This window comes from Janthinobacterium glycogeni (assembly GCF_051380725.1).
Lineage (GTDB): Bacteria > Pseudomonadota > Gammaproteobacteria > Burkholderiales > Burkholderiaceae_D > Janthinobacterium.
In genome coordinates this window covers 89,060-107,109 of sequence record NZ_JBNYXP010000009.1, presented here as the reverse complement: position 1 = coordinate 107,109, position 18,050 = coordinate 89,060, and the positions used below count along the sequence as shown (strand labels likewise).

Here is an 18,050-nt window from a genome sequence, read left to right as displayed (position 1 = left end):
TACTTTCGTTTTACTTTCGTATTTGACTTTTCGAAATTTAGTATTTATGCTTTCTCCAACAAACACTTTACTGACACTCCATGACTACCCTTCTTCAGCGTGACATTCAAACCTGGCGCGACATCGGCGGCCTGCACACGGCCGAGGAAATCGCCCACCAGCCAGCCATCTGGCACGCGCTGGCCGCCATCCTGCGCAAGGAGCAGGCCAGCCTGGCCGCCTTCCTGGGCGACGCGCTGGCCAATCCGCAGCAGCGCGTCATCCTGACGGGCGCCGGCAGCTCGGCCTATGTGGGCGAAATCGTCGCCGATACCCTGAATGCCGCCTGGGCCGCGCAGATCCGCGCCATCGCCACCACCACCCTGCTGACGCACCATGAGCTGTACCTGGAAGCGGATGCGCCCACCCTGCTCGTCTCGTTTGCCCGCAGCGGCGACAGCCCGGAAAGCCTGGCGGCCGTGGAACTGCTGCGCCAGGTCGTGCCCGGCGCGCGCTTCCTGAACATCACCTGCAACGCGGACGGCAAGCTGGCGCGCCAGGGCGCCAATGACAGCAACACGTATAACCTGCTGATGCCGGAAGGCAGCTGCGACCGCGGCTTCGCCATGACGAGCAGCTTTAGCAGCATGCTGCTGGCGGCCCTGACGGTGCTGGGCAAGGACACGGAGCTGGCGCGCCTGGACACCCTGGCGCAGCTGGGCGAGCAAGCCCTGCGCGACTGGTCGGCCCCCGTGGCGGAGCTGGGCTGGACACCCGTGCAGCGCGTCGTCTACCTGGGCAGCGGCCCGCTGGAAGCGCTGGCCAAGGAGGCGGCATTAAAGATCCTGGAATTGACGGGCGGGCGCGTGATGGCGATGGCGAATACCCCGCTGGGCTTCCGCCACGGTCCGAAATCGGCCGTCACCACGGAATCCCTGGTGATCCTGCTGCGCAGCAGCAAGCCGCTGGCGCGCCAGTACGAAGACGATCTATTGAAGGAACTGCAGCGCGACAGCGTGGCGCAGCGCTGCCTGACGGTGGGCATCGGCGGCGACTTATCCGCCGACTTAGCGGCTAACTTGGCGGCCGACGCGCCGGCCTGGCACGACGCCTGGCTGGCGCCATTGTGGCTGCTGATGGCGCAGCAATATGCGCTGCACCAGTCCGCGCTGCTGCAACTGCGTCCCGACAATCCATTCGCCGGCGGCATCGTCAACCGTGTCGTGCAGGGCGTCACCATCTATGGCCATGACCAATTCTAATCACACGGCCGGCTACCACGGCATCGACATCGGCGGCAGCAAGATGGAGCTGGTCGCCTTCCGTGACGACGATGGCGTGCTGACGGAAGCGTTCCGCGAACGGGTGGCCACGCCCGGCGACGATTTTAGCGCCTTCGTGCAGGCCATCGTCGACCTGGTGGCGCGCGGCGACGCCGCCCTGGGCGCGACGGCGCCCGTCGGCATCGGCTTGCCCGGCGTGATCGACAGCGCCAGCGGCCGGCAACTGAGTTCCAACGTGCCGGCCCTGAACGGCCGACTGGTGGCGCAAACCCTGCAGCAAGCCTTGCAGCGCCCTGTCGCCATCGGCAACGATTGCCAGTGCTTCGCCCTGTCGGAAGCGCAGGGCGGCGCGGCCGACCATGCCGCCAGCATGTTCGGCGCCATCCTCGGCACCGGCGCCGGCGGCGGCTATTGCGTGGGCGGCCAGCTGCTGCGCGGCTTCAACGGCGTGGCCGGCGAATGGGGCCACTGGAGCCTGCCCGCCACCCTGCTGGCGCAGCACGGCCTGGCCGAATACCCCTGCCCGTGCGGCAAGGCGGGCTGCCTCGAGCGCTATGTCTCCGGCCCCGCCATGCGCAAGCTGCACGCGCATTTCGGCGGCGACGGCGCCGAGCCGCTGGCCATCGTCGCCCGCGCCAATATGGGCGACGCCGTGGCCGAACGCACGGTGGCCGTGCACCTCGACTTGCTGGGCCACGCGGTGGCCGGCCTGGTGCTGGCCTACGACCCGCACGTCATCGTGCTCGGCGGCGGCCTGTCCAAGCTGCCGCACCTGTACGACAAGCTGCCGGCCGCGGTGAAGCGCCATCTGTTCCCCGGCGTGCACGTGCCGCCTATCCTGCCGCCCCGCTTTGGCGATGCCGGCGGCGCGCGCGGCGCGGCCCTTTTGATACGACAACATACAAAGGCGTCAACATGATGAAGCAAGCGGAAAACCCGACTTTTACCCTGTCCCCGATCCAGCAAGTGATCAAGGCGCACCGCCGCGGCGAGCGCGTGGGACTGTACGCCGTCTGCTGCAGCCACCCGAGCGTGCTGCGCGCAGCCATGCGCGTGGCCAGCGAATACGACACCGTGCTGCTGGTCGAGGCGACGTCGAACCAGGTCGACCAGTTCGGCGGCTACACGGGCATGACACCAAACGTTTTCCGCGACACCATGCTGGCCCTGGCCCGCGAACAGGGCTTCCCCGCCAGCCGCCTGGTGCTGGGCGGCGACCATCTGGGCCCGAACGCCTGGCAGCATCTCGATGCGGCCACCGCCATGGCCCATGCCGAAACCCTGATCGCCGCGTATGCGTCGGCCGGCTTCCACAAGATCCACCTCGATTGCAGCATGCGCTGTGCCGATGATCCCTTGCAGCTCGACGATGAAACCGTGGCCGCCCGTTCGGCGCGCCTGTGCATCGTCGCCGAGGCGGCTGCCGCCGCCGCCGGCTTCGCGCCGCCCGTCTACGTGATCGGCACGGAAGTGCCGGTTCCCGGCGGCGAAGCATCGCTGGCGCAGGCCGGCGCCGTCACCAGCCCGCAGGCCGCGCGCCGCACCCTCGACGTCCATTGCCGCGCCTTCCTCGACAACGGCCTGCACGACGCCTGGCGCAGAGTCATCGCCATGGTGGTGCAGCCGGGCGTCGATTTCGACCAGAGCAGCATCCAGCACTACGATGCGGAGGCCGCCGCCGAACTGTCGGCCTTCGTGGCCGAGCAGCCTGGCCTCGTGTTCGAAGCCCACTCGACCGACTACCAGCGCGAATCGGCGCTGCACGCCATGGTGCGCGACCATTTCGCCATCCTGAAAGTGGGCCCGGCCGCCACCTTCGCCCTGCGCGAGGCGCTGTTCGCCCTGTGCCAGATCGAGGAAGAACTGCTGCCGGCGCACGCCACCTCGCAGCTGATGCAGGTGCTCGACGACGTCATGGTGGCCAAGCCGAAGAACTGGATCAAGCATTACCTGGGCACGCCGGAAGAACAGCGATTGATGCGCCGCTACGGCTTGAGCGACCGCTGCCGCTATTACTGGGGCGAGCCAGAAGTGGCGGCTGCCGTCGGCAAGCTGCTGGCCAACCTCGATGCCGTGACGATTCCGCTGCCGCTGCTGAGCCAGCATTTGCCGGAACAGTATGCGGCCGTGGTGCAGGGCAGCCTGCCGGCGCAGGCGCCGGCCTTGATCGAGCACAAGATCGGCAGCTTGCTGGCGCAATATGCGCGCGCCTGCAACCGCAATGCGGCAGTGGCCGTCATTGCCGAAGCGGCAATCTGTTAAGCTCGGTATTTTCATTTTTTACTGAGCCCGCCACCATGCGAAATACCAGCCAACGCCGTGAATCCATCCTCCAAATGCTTGCCCAGCAGGGCTCGGTGCAGGTGACCGATCTGGTGGAAAAGCTCGGCGTGTCCGCGGTCACCATCCGCAGCGACTTGAATGCGCTGGAAGCGCAAGGCATGGCCACGCGCAGCCACGGCGGCGCGACCCTGACGCGCACGCCGCCGCCCGAGCACACGATACGCCAGAAAGACGCCATCAACCACGAGCAGAAGGAGCGCATCGGCGCCTATGCGGCGCGGCTGGTGGAACCGGGCGACAACATCATCATCGACTCGGGCACCACCACCATCTCGCTGGCGCGCCATCTGCGCGACGCCACGGGCGTGACGGTGGCGACGAATGGCCTGAACATCGCGTGGGAACTGGCCGACGCGCCCGGCGTGGACCTGATCCTGACGGGCGGCCTGCTGCGCAAGCAGTCGCTGTCGATCCAGGGCAGCCAGGCCGAGACCTGCCTGCAGGCGTACAGCTTCGACAAGCTGTTCCTGGGCGTGGACGGCTTCGACCTGCAGTTCGGCGTCACCACCCACCACGAAGCGGAAGCAAGCCTGAACCACAAGATGGTGGAACGGGCCAAGAAAATCATCGTCCTCACGGACGCCTCGAAGTTCGGCCGCGTCAGCCTGCACCGCATCGTGCAGCTGGACCGGGTCGATACCGTCATCACCGATGCCAGCATCAGCCAGGAGTACCGCGAAGGGCTGCAAAAGCTGGGCATCGAACTTTTTATAGCGGAATAACACATGCTGAGCGGCAGAATCCTTACCCCATCTGGCTGGATCACGGGCACCATCACCTTTGACCAGCGCATCGTCCAGATACAGGAAGACCCTGCCGCCGACAGCGCGCTGACCATCCTGCCCGGCTTCATCGACCTGCACGTGCACGGCGCGGCCGGCGTCGACATCATGGAAGGCGGCAACGCGGGCGCCACCGTGGCGCAGGTACATGCGCGCCACGGCACCACGGCCCTCCTGGGCACCACGCTGACGGCGAAGGAACCGTCGATCCTGCGCGCCCTGCAAGGCCTGGCCGGCGTCATCGCCGAGCGCCCGGCCAACGGCGCGCGCATGCTGGGCGTACACCTGGAAGGTCCGTTCCTGAATCTGCACCGCCTGGGCGCGCAGCCGCCCGACGTCGTGCAGGCGAGCCTGGCGCTGGTGCAGCGCTTTCACGCCATCGCCCCCATCAAGGTCTTGACCATGGCGCCGGAAATTCCCGGCCACCTGGAATTGATCCCGCAACTGGCGGCGATGGGCATCCGCGTGCAGATCGGCCACAGCGCCGGCACGTATGACGAAGGCGTGGCGGCGCTCAAGGCCGGCGTCTCGGGCTTCACCCACCTGTACAACGGCATGACGGGCATGACCCATTACGACCCCGGCATGGTGGGCGCCGCGCTGGCGCATGCCGAATACGCGGAAATCATCCCCGACCTGCAGCACGTGGCCAAGGGCGCCCTGCGCGCGGCCCTGCGCGCCATCCCGCGCCTGTACGGCGTGACGGACGCCACCTCGGCCACCGGCATGCCCGATGGCGAATACGGCCTGGGCACGCAGCGCGTCTACAAATGCCTGGGCTGCGTGCGCCTGGCCACGGGCTCGCTGGCCGGCAGCGTGCTGACCATGGACCAGGCCCTGCGCAATTTCGTCGACCTGGGCCTGGACCTGGCCGACGCCTCGAACCGCCTGTCGCTGTACCCGGCCGATTACCTGGGCGAATCCGAACGGGGCCGTTTGGCACCGGGCGCCTGGGCCGATATCGTCGTCCTCGATTCGGCACTACAGCCAGTGTCCGTCTTCGTCGAAGGCGCGGCCATCGATCTTTCCACCCGCTAGACCACCTCAACCTACCTCAACCCCGTCCCGGAGTTACCATGCACGACACGTCACACAAGGCCCCCGTGTGGGCCATGCGCTACCTGCTATTTATTGCCGGCATGGGGGGATTGCTGTACGGCATAGACATCGGCATCATCGCCGGCGCCCTGCCCTACCTGGAATCGACGGCCTCCGTGGCCTGGAAACTGACGGCCCAGCAGCTGAGCTTTATCGTCGCCGCCGTGCTCCTGGGTTCAGTGCTGTCGTCGCTGTTCGCCGGCGCCCTGGCCGATATCCTGGGCCGGCGCTGGGTGATGTTCCTGGCGGGCGCCCTGTTCAGCGCCAGCATCCCGCTGATCGCCCTGGCCGACGGCTACACGCCGCTGCTGCTGGGCCGCCTGCTGCAAGGCATCAGCGGCGGCTTGATCGGCGTCGTCGTGCCCCTGTACCTGGCCGAGTGCCTGCCCGCGCAACAGCGTGGGCGCGGCGCCGCCCTGTTCCAGCTGCTGCTGACCATCGGCCTGGTGGCCGCCGCCCTGATCGGCCTGCTGCAGGCGCAGACGGTGGAAACGGCCACGCAGGCGGCGCAAGCCTTGCCGGAAGCGGGCCGCATCGCCGCCATTTTCACCGCCAAGGACCACGCCTGGCGCAGCATCTTCTGGGTCTGTCTGACACCCGGCCTGGTGTTTACCATCGGCGCGCTGCTGCTGGCCGAGTCGCCGCGCTGGCTGGCGCAACGGGGCCGCATCGAACAGGCGCGCCAGTCGCTGCTGCGCACGCGCCTGCCCGCCGCCGCCGAGCTGGAGCTGCGCGAGATGCTCGATACGCCGGAAAATGCGGCCAAGGCCAGCGGCAATGCCAGGGCCAGGGACCCGTTGCTGAGCCGCCGCTACGTGCTGCCCTTCCTGCTGGCCTGCCTGATCCTCGCCTGCACCCAGGCAACGGGCATCAATTCCATCCTCGCCTATGTCGTCAATATCTTGAACCAGGCGGGCCTGTCGGGCGCCTCGGCCAACATGGCGGACGTCTTGTTGAAAGTGCTCAATGCCGTGATGACGGTGGTGGCCGTGCTGCTGGTCGACCGCAAGGGCCGCAAGTTCCTGCTGATGCTGGGCACGGGCGGCATCGTCGTCTCGCTGCTGGCGGCCGGCCTGCTGTTCCGCGGCGCCGAAGCCCACCTGGCCGACGTGCGCCCCGCCATCGCCGCCCAAGTCCAGAACGACGGCCTGACCGTGCGCCTCGATGCGGCCACCTTGACGGCCCTGGGCGCGGCCGCCGACGGCACGCCGCAGCAGCTGACCATCGCCTATGCCTACGGCCCGTTCACCAACGTGAAAAGCCTGCGCAGCGACGACCCCGTGCTGCGCCAGGTGTCGATCGCCCGCGCGGACGCCGTGCAGGCCGACAGCGTGATCGGCGTGTTCTTCCGCAAGCTGCACCTGAACCCGTTCGCCGACCCGGCCGCCGGGCGCGAAGCGCCGCTGCGCATCGAGAAGGCCAGCCTGGGCCCCGTGCCCTCGTCCACGCATGGCTGGCTGGTGGCGATCGCCATCTGCGTGTTCGTTTCCAGCTTTGCCGTGGGACCGGGCGTGTGCGTGTGGCTGGCCCTGTCCGAGCTGATGCCGACCCGCATCCGCTCGAACGGCATGAGCATCGCCCTGCTGGTCAACCAGTTCGTCTCGACGGTGATCGCCGCCATCTTCCTGCCGACCGTGGGCTTGCACGGGTATTCGACCCTGTTCTTCTTCGGCGCCGGCTGCACCGTGCTGTATTTCCTGGCGGCCGCGTTCTTGCTGCCGGAAACCAAGGGCAAGACGCTGGAAGAGATCGAAGCGCACTTTTCAAAGTAAGCCGCAGTAACCATTTGTAGCAGTCTCCTTTTCAGCCCCGGCCCACCGTCCGGGGCTGTTTTTTTTGCCTGCCGGTCAAGTTTACAGGGCTGGCTTGCCCGGCACCGTACGGTTTTCCTTCTGGAATCACGGGCGCGTGGGCTAGAATCTGGCTGCGTCGTGCTACTCACGAGGCGGCAATGGCGCCATGACAAAAACCACCAGGAGACACAGTGAGCTTATTTAGAACCAAGAATTTGGATGACATGATTGCCCACAGCAAGAAGCCGGGAGGACTGGCCAAGGTGCTGGGGCCCTTCGACCTTGTGCTCATGGGCATAGGCGCCATCGTCGGCACCGGTATTTTCGTGCTTACCGGCACGGGTGCGCTGACGGCCGGCCCCGCCCTGTCGCTGTCGTTCGTCGTGGCGGCCGTCGCCTGCTGCTTCGCCGCCCTCTGCTATGCGGAATTCGCTTCCACCGTGCCCGTGGCCGGCTCCATCTACACCTACAGCTATGCGACTTTGGGCGAGCTGGCCGCCTGGATGATAGGCTGGGACTTGCTGCTCGAGTACGGCCTGGCCGCGGCCGCCGTTTCCGTCGGCTGGTCGGGCTACTTCCAGTCGCTGCTGTCGGGCTTTGGCATCGCCTTGCCCGTGGCCCTGACGGCCGCGCCGGGCGCCCTGCCCGGCGTGACCACCTTCATCAACCTGCCGGCCCTCGTCATCATGCTGCTGCTGACGGCCATGCTGGGCTGGGGCGTGCGCGAATCGGCGCGCCTGAACAACATCATGGTGGCCATCAAGGTGGGCGTGGTACTGCTGTTCATCATCTTCGGCGCGCGCCACGTGCAGCCGGCCAATTGGCAACCCTACATGCCCTTCGGCTACCACGGCATGCTGAGCGCCGCCGCCCTCGTCTTCTTCGCCTTCATCGGCTTCGACGCCGTCACCTCGGCCGCCGAGGAAGTCAAGAAGCCGTCGCGCGACCTGCCGATCGGGATCATCGGTTCGCTGGCCGTTTGCGCCGTGCTGTACGTCGTCGTCTCGGCCATCATGACGGGCATCGTGCCCTACCAGAAATTCCTCGGCGTCGACCATCCCGTCTCGCTGGCCCTGCAATATGCGGGCGAAAACTGGATCGCCGGCTTCGTCGACCTGGGCGCCATCCTCGGCATGACCACCGTCATCCTCGTGATGGCCTTCGGCCAGACGCGCATCATCTTCGCCATGTCGCGCGACGGCCTGCTGCCCAAGCGCCTGTCGACCGTGCACCCGCGCTTCCACACGCCGTTCTTCGCCACCTGGCTGGTCGGCATCGTGTTCGGCCTGATCGCCGCCACGATCCCGCTCAACATCCTCGCCGAGCTGATCAACATCGGCACCCTGGCCGCCTTCACCATGGTCTCCGTCGCCGTGGTGGTGCTGCGCAAGAAGCGTCCGGACCTGCCGCGCGCCTTCCGCTGCCCCGGCGTGCCGTTCGTGCCGGCGCTGGCCGTGATCCTGTGCGTGGGCCTGATGACTTTCCTCAGCTGGGTTACGTGGCTGGCCTTTTCCATCTGGCTGGTGATCGGCCTGGTCATCTACTTCGGCTACGCGCGCCGCCGTTCGCTGCTGCATCCGCAACAGTAATCGCGTCACTGCGCCCGGCGCAGTAAGATGGCGGTCTCGCAACCCCGCAGGCCGCCATCCATGCAACCTTCCCCCGACCTCATCGCACAGCTGGACCGGAGCACGGAGCAGCTCAAGCGCGCGCGCCTGCGCAGCATGCAGTGGCTGGCCGCCGGCTTGCTGCTGCTGGCCGCGCTGGTCTTCGCCGTGGCCCGCGCGCAACGGGGCGGCCACCCCGCCTGGGGCTATGTGGAAGCGTTCGCCGAAGCGTCCATGGTGGGGGCGATCGCCGACTGGTTCGCCGTCGTCGCCCTGTTCCGCCACCCGCTGGGCATCCCCCTGTGGCATACGGCCATCATCCCGAACAGCAAGGCCGAGATCGGCCGCAGCCTGGGCGCCTTCGTGGAAAACCATTTCATTACCGAGCAAGGCATCGCCGAGCGCATCGTGCAGGCCGATCCCGCCGCGCGCCTGGCCGCCTGGCTCGGTGACGAGGGCCACGCGCGGCAGCTGGGCATGGCCGGCGCCGGCGTGGCGAAACAGCTGCTGGCGATGGCCGACCACGACACGCTGGGCCGCCTGCTGCGCGAGCAGGCCAGCGGCTACCTCGGTCAATTGAATGTATCGGACGTGGCGGCCGACTGCATCGACGCGCTGATCGCCGACGGCAAGCCGCAGCAATTGCTGGACTTCCTGCTCGACCGCGGCGCCGCCTATCTGGACGACGAGGCGCACCACGCGGCCATCGGCGACTTCGTGCTGGGCGCCTTCCAGATCGAGAACGCGCTGGTGAAAAAGGCCGTGAAGGCATATGAGCCGCGCATGATCGCCTCGCTGCAAAAGTTTGCCGTCGCCGTACGCGTCGATCCCGCCCACCCGCTGCGCCAGCGCGTCGCCGGCTGGATCGCCGACAGCGCGCTGCACCTGAAGGCCGACCCGCACTGGCAGGAGACGGTGCGCCGCTACCAGCTGCAGCTGATCGCCAGCGATACGGTGCAAGCGATGCTGGGCGACCTGTGGGACGCGATCCGCGCGCGCGTGCTGGCCGACCTGCACGCCGACGCGCCCGTGCTGGCGCAGGCGATCGCCGGCCTGGCGCGCAACACGGGCCAGGTGCTCGGCACGGACGACCATGCGCGCGCATGGCTGAACGGCGCCATCGTCGCCGGCAGCGGCGCGCTGGTGCGCCGCTACCGGGGCGAGGTGGGCGCCTTCATCGCCGGCCGGCTGGACCTGTGGAGCAAGGAAGAAATGAGCGAACGCATCGAACTGGCCATCGGGCGCGACCTGCAATTCATCCGCATCAACGGCACCATCGTGGGCGGCCTGGCCGGCCTGCTGATTCATGCCGCCAGCCAGGCCTGGTAGCCCCACCTACCAGCCGGGGACGCTGCCAGGCGGCGCCACGCAGGACACCACGCCGCACGTGGTGCTGAACAGCACCGGCATGCCCGCGTGCCCCGTGGCGATGCAGCTTGCAACCGGCACCACGGCCAGCAACAGGGCCAGGTAAGCGATCGCCTTCAGGCGCCGCACGGACGAATGACGGACCTGCGCCTCGCGCGGATAACCGTGGTCCGCCTCTTCGCTGCGGCTTGCCGATATCTTCGTATGCATGTCCATCTCCTCTATCCGCAGTGACTGGTCTTGCTTTACTGCATTTTGCTGCATAAATTTACCAAATACAACAAATAAATTCAGTAAAAATGATTTTTCCGCAAAATAGTACGATGGATGGCGTGAAAAATGCGTCGCGCCATAGAGAAAAACGAAGTGACAGGGTTTTTTGCGCCGTCCTGGCCTCCGCCTGACTGTGCAGAAAATCAACATAAATCATGAAAATCAAAATATTCGTTGAAATCAATTTTATTTGATGTATGATGAGTCCCAAGGAGAACGCAAGGCGATGTCCTTGATCGCCCGGTATCTCCGCCTTCTTTGTAGGGGACAAGCACATGAACAAAACCCTGGCCTTGCGCCTGCTCGACGCAGCCGACGACGCCGCCGTCATCATCGATGCAGGCTCGCGCATCCGCTATGCGAACGACGCCATGTATGCGCTGAGCGGCTACACCACGGGCAGCCTGCCGGGCCAACAGATCGAGGCACTGCTGCCCGACGCCGTGCGGGAGCAGCATGGCGCGCGGATCGGCGCATATCTGGCCGGCCACAAGCAGTCCAGGGTGCTGGGCCACAAGCGCCATTTCGCCATTCGACACCGCGATGGCACGATGCTGCCCATCGTGCTCAAGGCCATGGACCTGGGCACCCTGGACGACGAAAACTTCATGGGCGCCTTCTTCATCGACCAGCGCCGCGAACTCGCCCTCGAACAGCAGAATGCGGCCCGCTGGCAGCAATTGCAGCGCATCGCCCTCAGCGATCCTCTGACCCAGCTGCCCAACCGCCGCGCCTTCGAGACCGAAGCCGTCCGCGCCGCCGCGCGATCCAGGCGCTCGGGCCATCCGCTGACCATCGGCATCGCCGACATCGATTTCTTCAAGCTGGTCAACGACCAGCATGGCCATGCGGCCGGCGACGCGGTCCTGCAAACCATCGCGGCCACGATCCTGAGCCAGGCACGGGCGGCCGATGTCGTCGCCCGCGTGGGCGGCGAGGAGTTCGGCTTGCTGTTCCCCCATACGGACCTGATCAAGGCGCGCCAGGTGGCCGAGCGCATCCGCCTTGCCGTGGCCGCGGCGTGCATCGATTTCGAGCACGCGCCCATCACGGCGACGATCAGCATCGGCCTGGCGCCGCTGCCAGCGGACGGCGACTGGAAGGCCGGCTTCATGCAGGCCGACGCCGCCCTGTACCAGGCCAAGAAAAATGGCCGCAACCGCGTCGAGCAGGCTTGAATCCCGCCCGGCACCCTTCGCAGTTTCATGCATCACGCAGCACCTGACAGGAGCAAGCACATGGAAACGACCACCACACATGCCGCGGCAGCGGGACAACCGGCGCAAGCGGGCGCCCGCGAATTGCTGGTCTTCGGACTGGGCAAGGAGGAATACGCGATCGACATCGGCCTGGTGCAGGAAATCCGCGGCTACGGCGCCGTGACCCGCATCGCCAATGCGCCCGCCTTCCTCAAGGGTTTCATCCACCTGCGCGGCAGCATCGTGCCGCTGGCCGACCTGCGCATCGCGCTGGGCCAGGCCGAGCCCGCGTACGACGCCTCGACGGTGGTGATCATCCTCGTCTTCGCGCATGGCGCCATCGGCGTCGTGGTCGACCGCGTGGCCGACGTGGTGCCGCTGACGCCTGCGCAGATCAAGCCCCCGCCGCAGCTGCACGGCTCGGCCATGGCCGGCCATGTGACGGCCATCGGCGCCCTCGACGAGCGCATGCTCATCGTGCTGAACATGGACAGCCTGCTGGCGGACCTGGGCATGCACGCCATGGGCAAGCTGGCCGCCTGAGCCGGCTGTCGCCGTCCCGCCCGCCACCTGACCGCCATCCGCCGGAGATACCATGAGCATCCTGATCGTCGATGACAACGACACCAACCTGAGCCTGCTGGCGACCCTGGCGGGCAAGGCCAGCAGCATCGAACCTGTCTGCATGAACGATCCCGTCGATGCACTGTACTGGTGCGAATCGCACGTGCCGGACCTGGTCTTGCTCGATTACCGGATGCCCAGCCTGTCGGGCAATGAATTCCTCAGCATTTTCCGCAAGATGCCGGGTATGGCGAACATTCCCATCATCATGGTGACCACGGAAAACGACCACGCCGTGCGCAAGCAGGCTTTTTCGCTGGGCGTGACGGAATTTCTCACCAAGCCCGTCGACACCATCGAGTTCAGCCTGCGCGTGCGCAATCTGCTGGCCCTGCGCACGGCGCAAACCATGCTGGCCGACCGCGCCAAGCTGCTCGAACACGAAGTGGAACAGGCCATCGCCAACGTCACGGCCAGGGAAATGGAACTGGTCACGCGCCTGGCGCGGGCGGCCGAATTCCGCGACCCTGAAACGGGCGCCCACATCATGCGCATGGCGCGCTACTCGGCGCTGATAGCCAGGGAACTGGGCCTCGACGCACAATGGCAAGACCTGCTGCTCAAGGCGGCGCCCATGCACGACGTGGGCAAGCTGGCCACGCCCGACCATATCCTGCTCAAGCCGGGGCGGCTGGACCCCGATGAGATGGCCATCATGCGCCAGCACGCGAAAATCGGCGGCCATATCCTCGCCGGCAGCGACTCGCCGCTGATCCGCCTGGCCGAGGAAATCGCCTGCGGCCACCACGAAAAATACGACGGCAGCGGCTATCCGGACGGCCTGGCGAAAGAGCAGATACCGCTGTCGGCGCGCATCGTCGCCGTGGCCGACGTCTTCGACGCACTGAGTTCGGAGCGGCCGTACAAGCCGGCCTGGCCGTTGGCCGAGGCGCGCCAGTACCTGGAGCAAAACCGGGGCAGCCATTTCTGCCCGCTGTGCATCGACGCCTTCCTGGGCGCCTGGGACGAGGTGCTCGTCATCCGCGACAGCCTGCCCGACCCCGTCCCTCAACACACCCACCCACTGTAAGCGAGGAGCCGCCATGCGCGTGCAACAACTGATCCTGAAACACCATGCCGACTTCGATGCCGCCCTGGCGCCCCTGGCCGCCATGGCGCCCGACCTGGTGCTGGTCTTCGGCGCCTGCCCCTACTTTGCCACGCCCGACCTGAGCGCGGCGCTGCGCCGCCAGCTGCCCGGCGCCGTCATCGCCGGCTGCTCCACGGCAGGCGAGATCGCCGGCAAGCGCGTCTACGACGACAGCTGCGTCATCACCGCCATCCGCTTCGCCCACACGACGGTGGCGATTGCCGACGCCATCATCTGCGATATGGCGGACTCGCACGAGGCGGGCGAGCGCCTGGCGCAGGCGCTGCCGCAGGACGGTCTGACGGCCGTCTTCATGCTGGGCACGGGCGTGGCCATCAACGGCAGCGCGCTTATCGCCGGCCTGCAGGCGAACCTGCCGCCGGGCGTGACGGTGTCGGGCGGGCTGGCGGCGGACGGCGGCGCCTTCCGCCAGACGTGGACGCTGGGTCCGCGCGGCGCGGCCGACAATACCATCGTCGCCGTCGGCCTGTACGGCGAGCATATCCGCCTCGGCTACGGCAGCCATGCGGGCTGGGAGGCGTTCGGCCCCGCGCGCAAGGTGACGCGCTGCGTCGACAACGTGCTGTATGGCCTCGATGGCGCGCGGGCGCTCGACATCTACAAGCTGTACCTGGGCGACCATGCGCGCGATCTGCCCGCTTCGGGCCTGCTGTTCCCGTTTGAAATGCTCACGGCCGCGCATGAAAAAAGCAATGTCTTCCGCACCATCCTCGCCGTCGACGAGGAACAGGGTTCGCTGACCCTGGCCGGCGACATTCTCGCCGACGGCTACCTGAAGCTCATGCATTCCAGTACCAACCGGCTGATCGACGGGGCCGAAACGGCCGCGCGCGGCGTCGTGCCCCATGCCGATGCGCAGGGCGACCAGCTGGCCCTGCTGGTCAGCTGCGTGGGCCGCAAGCTGGTGATGGGTGACCGGGTCGAGGAAGAGGTCGAAGCGGTGGCCGACCTGCTGGGCGGCGCGGCCTGTATCGCCGGTTTTTACTCGAACGGCGAAATCGGCATCGCCCAGCCCCATGGCGCATGCCAGCTGCACAACCAGACGATGACCGTGACTGTGTTGAGCGAAGCATGAACCGCACCCTGGCACGCCAATTGCACCGCGTCTGCGACATCGACTCGGAGCGTGCCTGCGCCGCCTTGCTGGAACAGGCGCAGGCACTGTGCGGGAAAGCGGACACGCCGCCCGAACTGGCCGGTTTCCTGGCCGGCTTGCCAGCCCTGCTGCAGCGCATCGACGGCGCCTACGAACAGTCCGACCGCGACCTGGACTTGCGCTCGCGCAGCCTGGAACTGAGCTCGAACGAGCTGAGCATGACGAATGACCTGCTGCGCACGGAACTGGCCAGCCGCAACCGCGTGATCCAGTCGCTGCGCGTGGCGGCCGTGCGCCTGCTCGACAACGACGATTCCGGCCTGCACCTGCCGCAGGAAGGCGATATCGAGGGACTGTCGGTGCTGCTGGCCGAGCTGGTGTCGCAGCAGGAACTGCGCCGCATCGAATTGCAGAACCAGCGCTTTGCGATGGACCAGCACGCCATTGTCAGCATCACCGACACGGCCGGCGTCATCATCTACGTCAACGACAAATTCTGCGCCATCAGCGGATTTGCGCGCGAAGAGCTGGTCGGCCAGACGCACCGCCTGATCAATTCCCACACGCATCCTGACGCCTTCTTTGCGCAGATGTGGCAAACCATCACGGCCGGCCAGGTCTGGCACGGCGAAATCTGCAACCACGCCAAGGATGGCGGGCAGTACTGGGTCGACGCCACCATCGTGCCCTTTCTCGACGCGGCCGGCAAGCCCTATCAGTACATCGCCATCCGCACGGAAATCAGCGACAGCAAGCGCATGGCCGAGACCATCGCGAAAAGCGAGCGCGAATACCGCAACGTCGTCAACAGCCTCAACGAGGTGGTCTTCCGCACGGACCTGCACGGCGCCTGGACCTTCCTCAATCCCGCCTGGCACACCATCACCGGCTTCGACGCCGCCGACAGCCTGGGCAGGAGCGTGCTGCAATTCGTCGATGCGCGCGACCGCGAGCGCGCCGCAGCCGGCCTGTCCCAGTTGCTGGGCGGCCAGGTGGACAGCATGCGCCATGAAGCGCGCTATGTCACGCGCGACGGCGACGTGCGCTGGATCGACGTGTGCGCGCGCGCCGAACGCGACGGCCTGGGGCAGCTGGCCGGCATCACCGGCAGTCTGACGGACATCACGGAGCGGCGCCAGGCGGCGCGCGAGCTGCGGCACAACCTCAACTTCGTCGATGCGCTGATCGAGACCATCCCTATCCCTTTGTACCTGAAGGACGTGCACGGCCGCTACCTGCGCGCCAACCGCGCCTTTTGCGCCTTCTTCCATCTCGACCAGGCGCGCATCCCGGGCCTGACGGTGGCCGATATCCTGCCGCCGCAAGAGGCGCAGCAAGCGCGGCAGCACGACCTGGACCTGCTGCAGGACCGGGGCAACCACACATACGAAGACCGGTTGATCGTCGGCACGCGGCAGGTCGATGTCCTGTGCAGCAAGGCGGCCCTGCTGAAGTCCGACGGCAGCCTGCACGGCCTGGTGGGCACCATCGTCGACATTTCCAGTCAAAAGGCGGCCGAGCGCGCGCTGCTGCTGGCCAAGGAAGTGGCCGAATCGGCCAGCCGCTCGAAGAGCGAATTTCTGGCCAACATGAGCCACGAGATCCGCACGCCGATGAACGGCATCCTGGGCATGACGGACCTGGTGCTCGATTCCGACCTCGATGCCCACCAGCGCAAGTACCTGGAAATCGTCAAGGCCTCGGCCGACGCCCTGCTGTGCATCATCAACGACATCCTCGATTTCTCGAAGATCGAGGCGGGCATGCTGACTCTGGAAAGCATCCCCTTCGACCTGCACCGGTTGCTGCAGGAAACCATGCGCGCCCACGCCATGCGGGCGCAGGCCAGCGGCCTGGAACTGGTGCTCGACGTCGATCCCGCGCTGCCGCACACCCTGCTCGGCGACCCGGGCCGGCTGCGCCAGGTGCTGACCAACCTGGCGGGCAACGCCATCAAGTTCACGCCGCAGGGCGAAGTGGTCGTCAGCGCACGGCTGCGCGCCAGCGGCGACGGCATGGCCCGCCTGCACCTGTGCGTGCGCGACACCGGCATCGGCATCGCCGCCGACATGCAGGAGGCCGTCTTCGACGCCTTCCAGCAGGAAGACGGCTCGACCACGCGGCGCTTCGGCGGCACGGGCCTGGGCCTGTCGATCACGCGCCGTCTGGTGACGATGATGGGAGGCCGCATCGGCCTGTCGAGCGAACTGGGCAAGGGCAGCTGCTTCAGCGTGGACCTGGCCTTGCCCATCGGCGAACAGCAGCCCTTGCCGCCGCCCGGCGCCTCGCTGGCGGGACGCGGCATCCTGCTGGTCGACGACAATCCCAGCAGCCTGACCATCCTGCGCCGGATCTTCGAGCACAGCGGCGCCAAGGTCACGGCCTGCGAGTCCGGCGAGGCGGCGCTGGAGCACTGCTGCGGCGCCTTGCCGGCGGACTGCATCATCATGGACTTCGCCATGCCCGGCATGAATGGCTTCGACACGGCATCGGCGCTGTCCGCCCTGCCCCACTGGAGCCAGGTGCCCGTCGTCGTGCTGTCGTCCTGCGGCAGCCTGGGCGACGCGGCGCGCTGCCGCGAACTGGGCATCGACGGCTACCTGCTCAAGCCTGCCAGTCCCGAGGAATTGCTGGCCATCACCATGAGCGTGCTGGGCACCTGCCGCGGCATGCCCAGCGCCGCGCCCGTGGCGACGCGCCAGACCGCACGCGAAGACACGCCCGGCCTGGACATCCTGCTCGTCGAGGACAACGCCATGAACCGCGAACTGGCCACCGTGCTGCTGTCGAACGCGGGCCACCGCGTCACGCATGCGGCAAACGGCCGCATCGCCCTCGATTGCCAGGCCGCCGGCCATTTCGACATGATCCTGATGGACCTGCAAATGCCGGAAATGGGCGGTTTCGAAGCCACCGCGCAGATACGCGCGCGCGAAGCGCAAGGCATGCCGCGAAGCGTCATCATCGCCATGACGGCCAGCGCCCTCGAAGGCGACCGCGAACGCTGCATCGCCGGCGGCATGGACGACTACCTGTCCAAGCCGTTCCGCGCGGCCGCCTTCCACAGCCTGATCGAGCAGCATGTGTCGCAAATAAACAAGCACACGCCGCGCTTCGGCTATGGCGCCGCGCTGGCCCAGGCCGACGCCGACGTGATCGGCATCATCGGCGCATCGTTCCTGACCGCCTTGCCGGCGCAGTTGGCGGCCTTGCGGGCGGCCCTGCAGGAAGGCGACCGGCCCACCGTGAGCCGGCAAGCCCACACCCTGGCCGGCCTGCTGGCCAACTTCCGCGCCGCGCCGGCCGTCGCCATCGCCGCCGCCATCGAGCGCGAAGCGGCAAAGGCGCCGCAGGGCGCGTTGCTGGCGCGGCTCGATGCGCTGGACGAGCAGCTGCGGCTGTTTGTGCAGGAAACGGACGCGGCCATCCAGGCGGCAAGCCACATGCTGCACGCATCCGGACAAACTTGATGTAGATCATAATTTTTTAAACAA

The 18,050-nt window shown here is 66.9% G+C and carries 14 protein-coding genes; 13 read left to right on the top strand and 1 reads right to left on the bottom strand.

Annotation, left to right across the window (positions count from 1 at the left end; genetic code table 11):
* Positions 1-80: 80 nt before the first annotated feature.
* The 8 genes from ACQ4W4_RS20550 to ACQ4W4_RS20515 all read left to right on the top strand — a co-directional run bounded on the left by ACQ4W4_RS20550 (position 81) and on the right by ACQ4W4_RS20515 (position 10,214).
* On the top strand, positions 81-1,241 hold the full coding sequence (locus ACQ4W4_RS20550; RefSeq protein WP_436543525.1) for an SIS domain-containing protein: 1,161 nt from the start codon (positions 81-83) through the stop codon (positions 1,239-1,241).
* Positions 1,228-2,181, top strand: coding sequence for an ROK family protein (locus ACQ4W4_RS20545; protein ID WP_436543524.1), 954 nt, complete (start codon positions 1,228-1,230; stop codon positions 2,179-2,181). The genes ACQ4W4_RS20550 and ACQ4W4_RS20545 overlap by 14 nt, the downstream gene beginning before the upstream one ends.
* Positions 2,181-3,524 carry a D-tagatose-bisphosphate aldolase, class II, non-catalytic subunit gene (locus ACQ4W4_RS20540; protein ID WP_436543641.1) on the top strand — a complete coding sequence of 448 codons (1,344 nt, stop codon included), beginning with the start codon at positions 2,181-2,183 and terminating at the stop codon, positions 3,522-3,524. The genes ACQ4W4_RS20545 and ACQ4W4_RS20540 overlap by 1 nt, the downstream gene beginning before the upstream one ends.
* A gap of 35 nt (positions 3,525-3,559) precedes the next feature.
* The gene (locus ACQ4W4_RS20535; protein ID WP_034781637.1) at positions 3,560-4,327 is read left to right on the top strand and encodes a DeoR family transcriptional regulator; all 768 of its coding nucleotides are present in this window, start codon (positions 3,560-3,562) and stop codon (positions 4,325-4,327) included.
* A 3-nt stretch (positions 4,328-4,330) separates the two neighbouring features.
* Positions 4,331-5,425: an N-acetylglucosamine-6-phosphate deacetylase gene (locus ACQ4W4_RS20530; RefSeq protein WP_436543523.1), complete on the top strand. Its 1,095-nt coding sequence runs from the start codon at positions 4,331-4,333 to the stop codon at positions 5,423-5,425.
* A 38-nt stretch (positions 5,426-5,463) separates the two neighbouring features.
* Positions 5,464-7,257 (top strand): MFS transporter, encoded by a 1,794-nt coding sequence (locus ACQ4W4_RS20525; RefSeq protein WP_436543522.1) that lies wholly within the window; start codon positions 5,464-5,466, stop codon positions 7,255-7,257.
* A 212-nt stretch (positions 7,258-7,469) separates the two neighbouring features.
* Entirely contained in the window at positions 7,470-8,867 is a 1,398-nt protein-coding gene (bcaP, locus tag ACQ4W4_RS20520) for a branched-chain amino acid transporter BcaP (RefSeq protein WP_436543521.1), read from the top strand.
* Between the two features lie 60 nt (positions 8,868-8,927).
* Positions 8,928-10,214, top strand: a complete 1,287-nt coding sequence (locus tag ACQ4W4_RS20515; protein ID WP_436543520.1) for a DUF445 domain-containing protein — start codon at positions 8,928-8,930, stop codon at positions 10,212-10,214.
* Positions 10,215-10,220: 6 nt separating this feature from the next.
* Here the strand turns inward: ACQ4W4_RS20515 and ACQ4W4_RS20510 are convergent, their stop codons facing one another.
* Positions 10,221-10,463 (bottom strand): hypothetical protein, encoded by a 243-nt coding sequence (locus tag ACQ4W4_RS20510; protein WP_436543519.1) that lies wholly within the window; start codon positions 10,461-10,463, stop codon positions 10,221-10,223.
* 338 nt (positions 10,464-10,801) lie between these two features.
* On the opposite strand from ACQ4W4_RS20510, the gene ACQ4W4_RS20505 reads away from it, so the two are divergent.
* The 5 genes from ACQ4W4_RS20505 to ACQ4W4_RS20485 are packed head-to-tail and all read left to right on the top strand — an operon-like array spanning position 10,802 to position 18,026.
* Entirely contained in the window at positions 10,802-11,704 is a 903-nt protein-coding gene (locus tag ACQ4W4_RS20505) for a GGDEF domain-containing protein (protein WP_436543518.1), read from the top strand.
* Positions 11,705-11,764: 60 nt separating this feature from the next.
* Positions 11,765-12,268 (top strand): chemotaxis protein CheW, encoded by a 504-nt coding sequence (locus ACQ4W4_RS20500; RefSeq protein WP_436543517.1) that lies wholly within the window; start codon positions 11,765-11,767, stop codon positions 12,266-12,268.
* Positions 12,269-12,320: 52 nt separating this feature from the next.
* Positions 12,321-13,379 carry an HD domain-containing phosphohydrolase gene (locus ACQ4W4_RS20495; RefSeq protein ID WP_436543516.1) on the top strand — a complete coding sequence of 353 codons (1,059 nt, stop codon included), beginning with the start codon at positions 12,321-12,323 and terminating at the stop codon, positions 13,377-13,379.
* Between the two features lie 13 nt (positions 13,380-13,392).
* Positions 13,393-14,535, top strand: coding sequence for an FIST signal transduction protein (locus tag ACQ4W4_RS20490; protein WP_436543515.1), 1,143 nt, complete (start codon positions 13,393-13,395; stop codon positions 14,533-14,535).
* A complete protein-coding gene (locus tag ACQ4W4_RS20485) occupies positions 14,532-18,026 on the top strand; it encodes a PAS domain S-box protein (RefSeq protein ID WP_436543514.1) in 3,495 nt (1,164 codons plus the stop codon). The genes ACQ4W4_RS20490 and ACQ4W4_RS20485 overlap by 4 nt, the downstream gene beginning before the upstream one ends.
* Positions 18,027-18,050 lie beyond the last annotated feature (24 nt).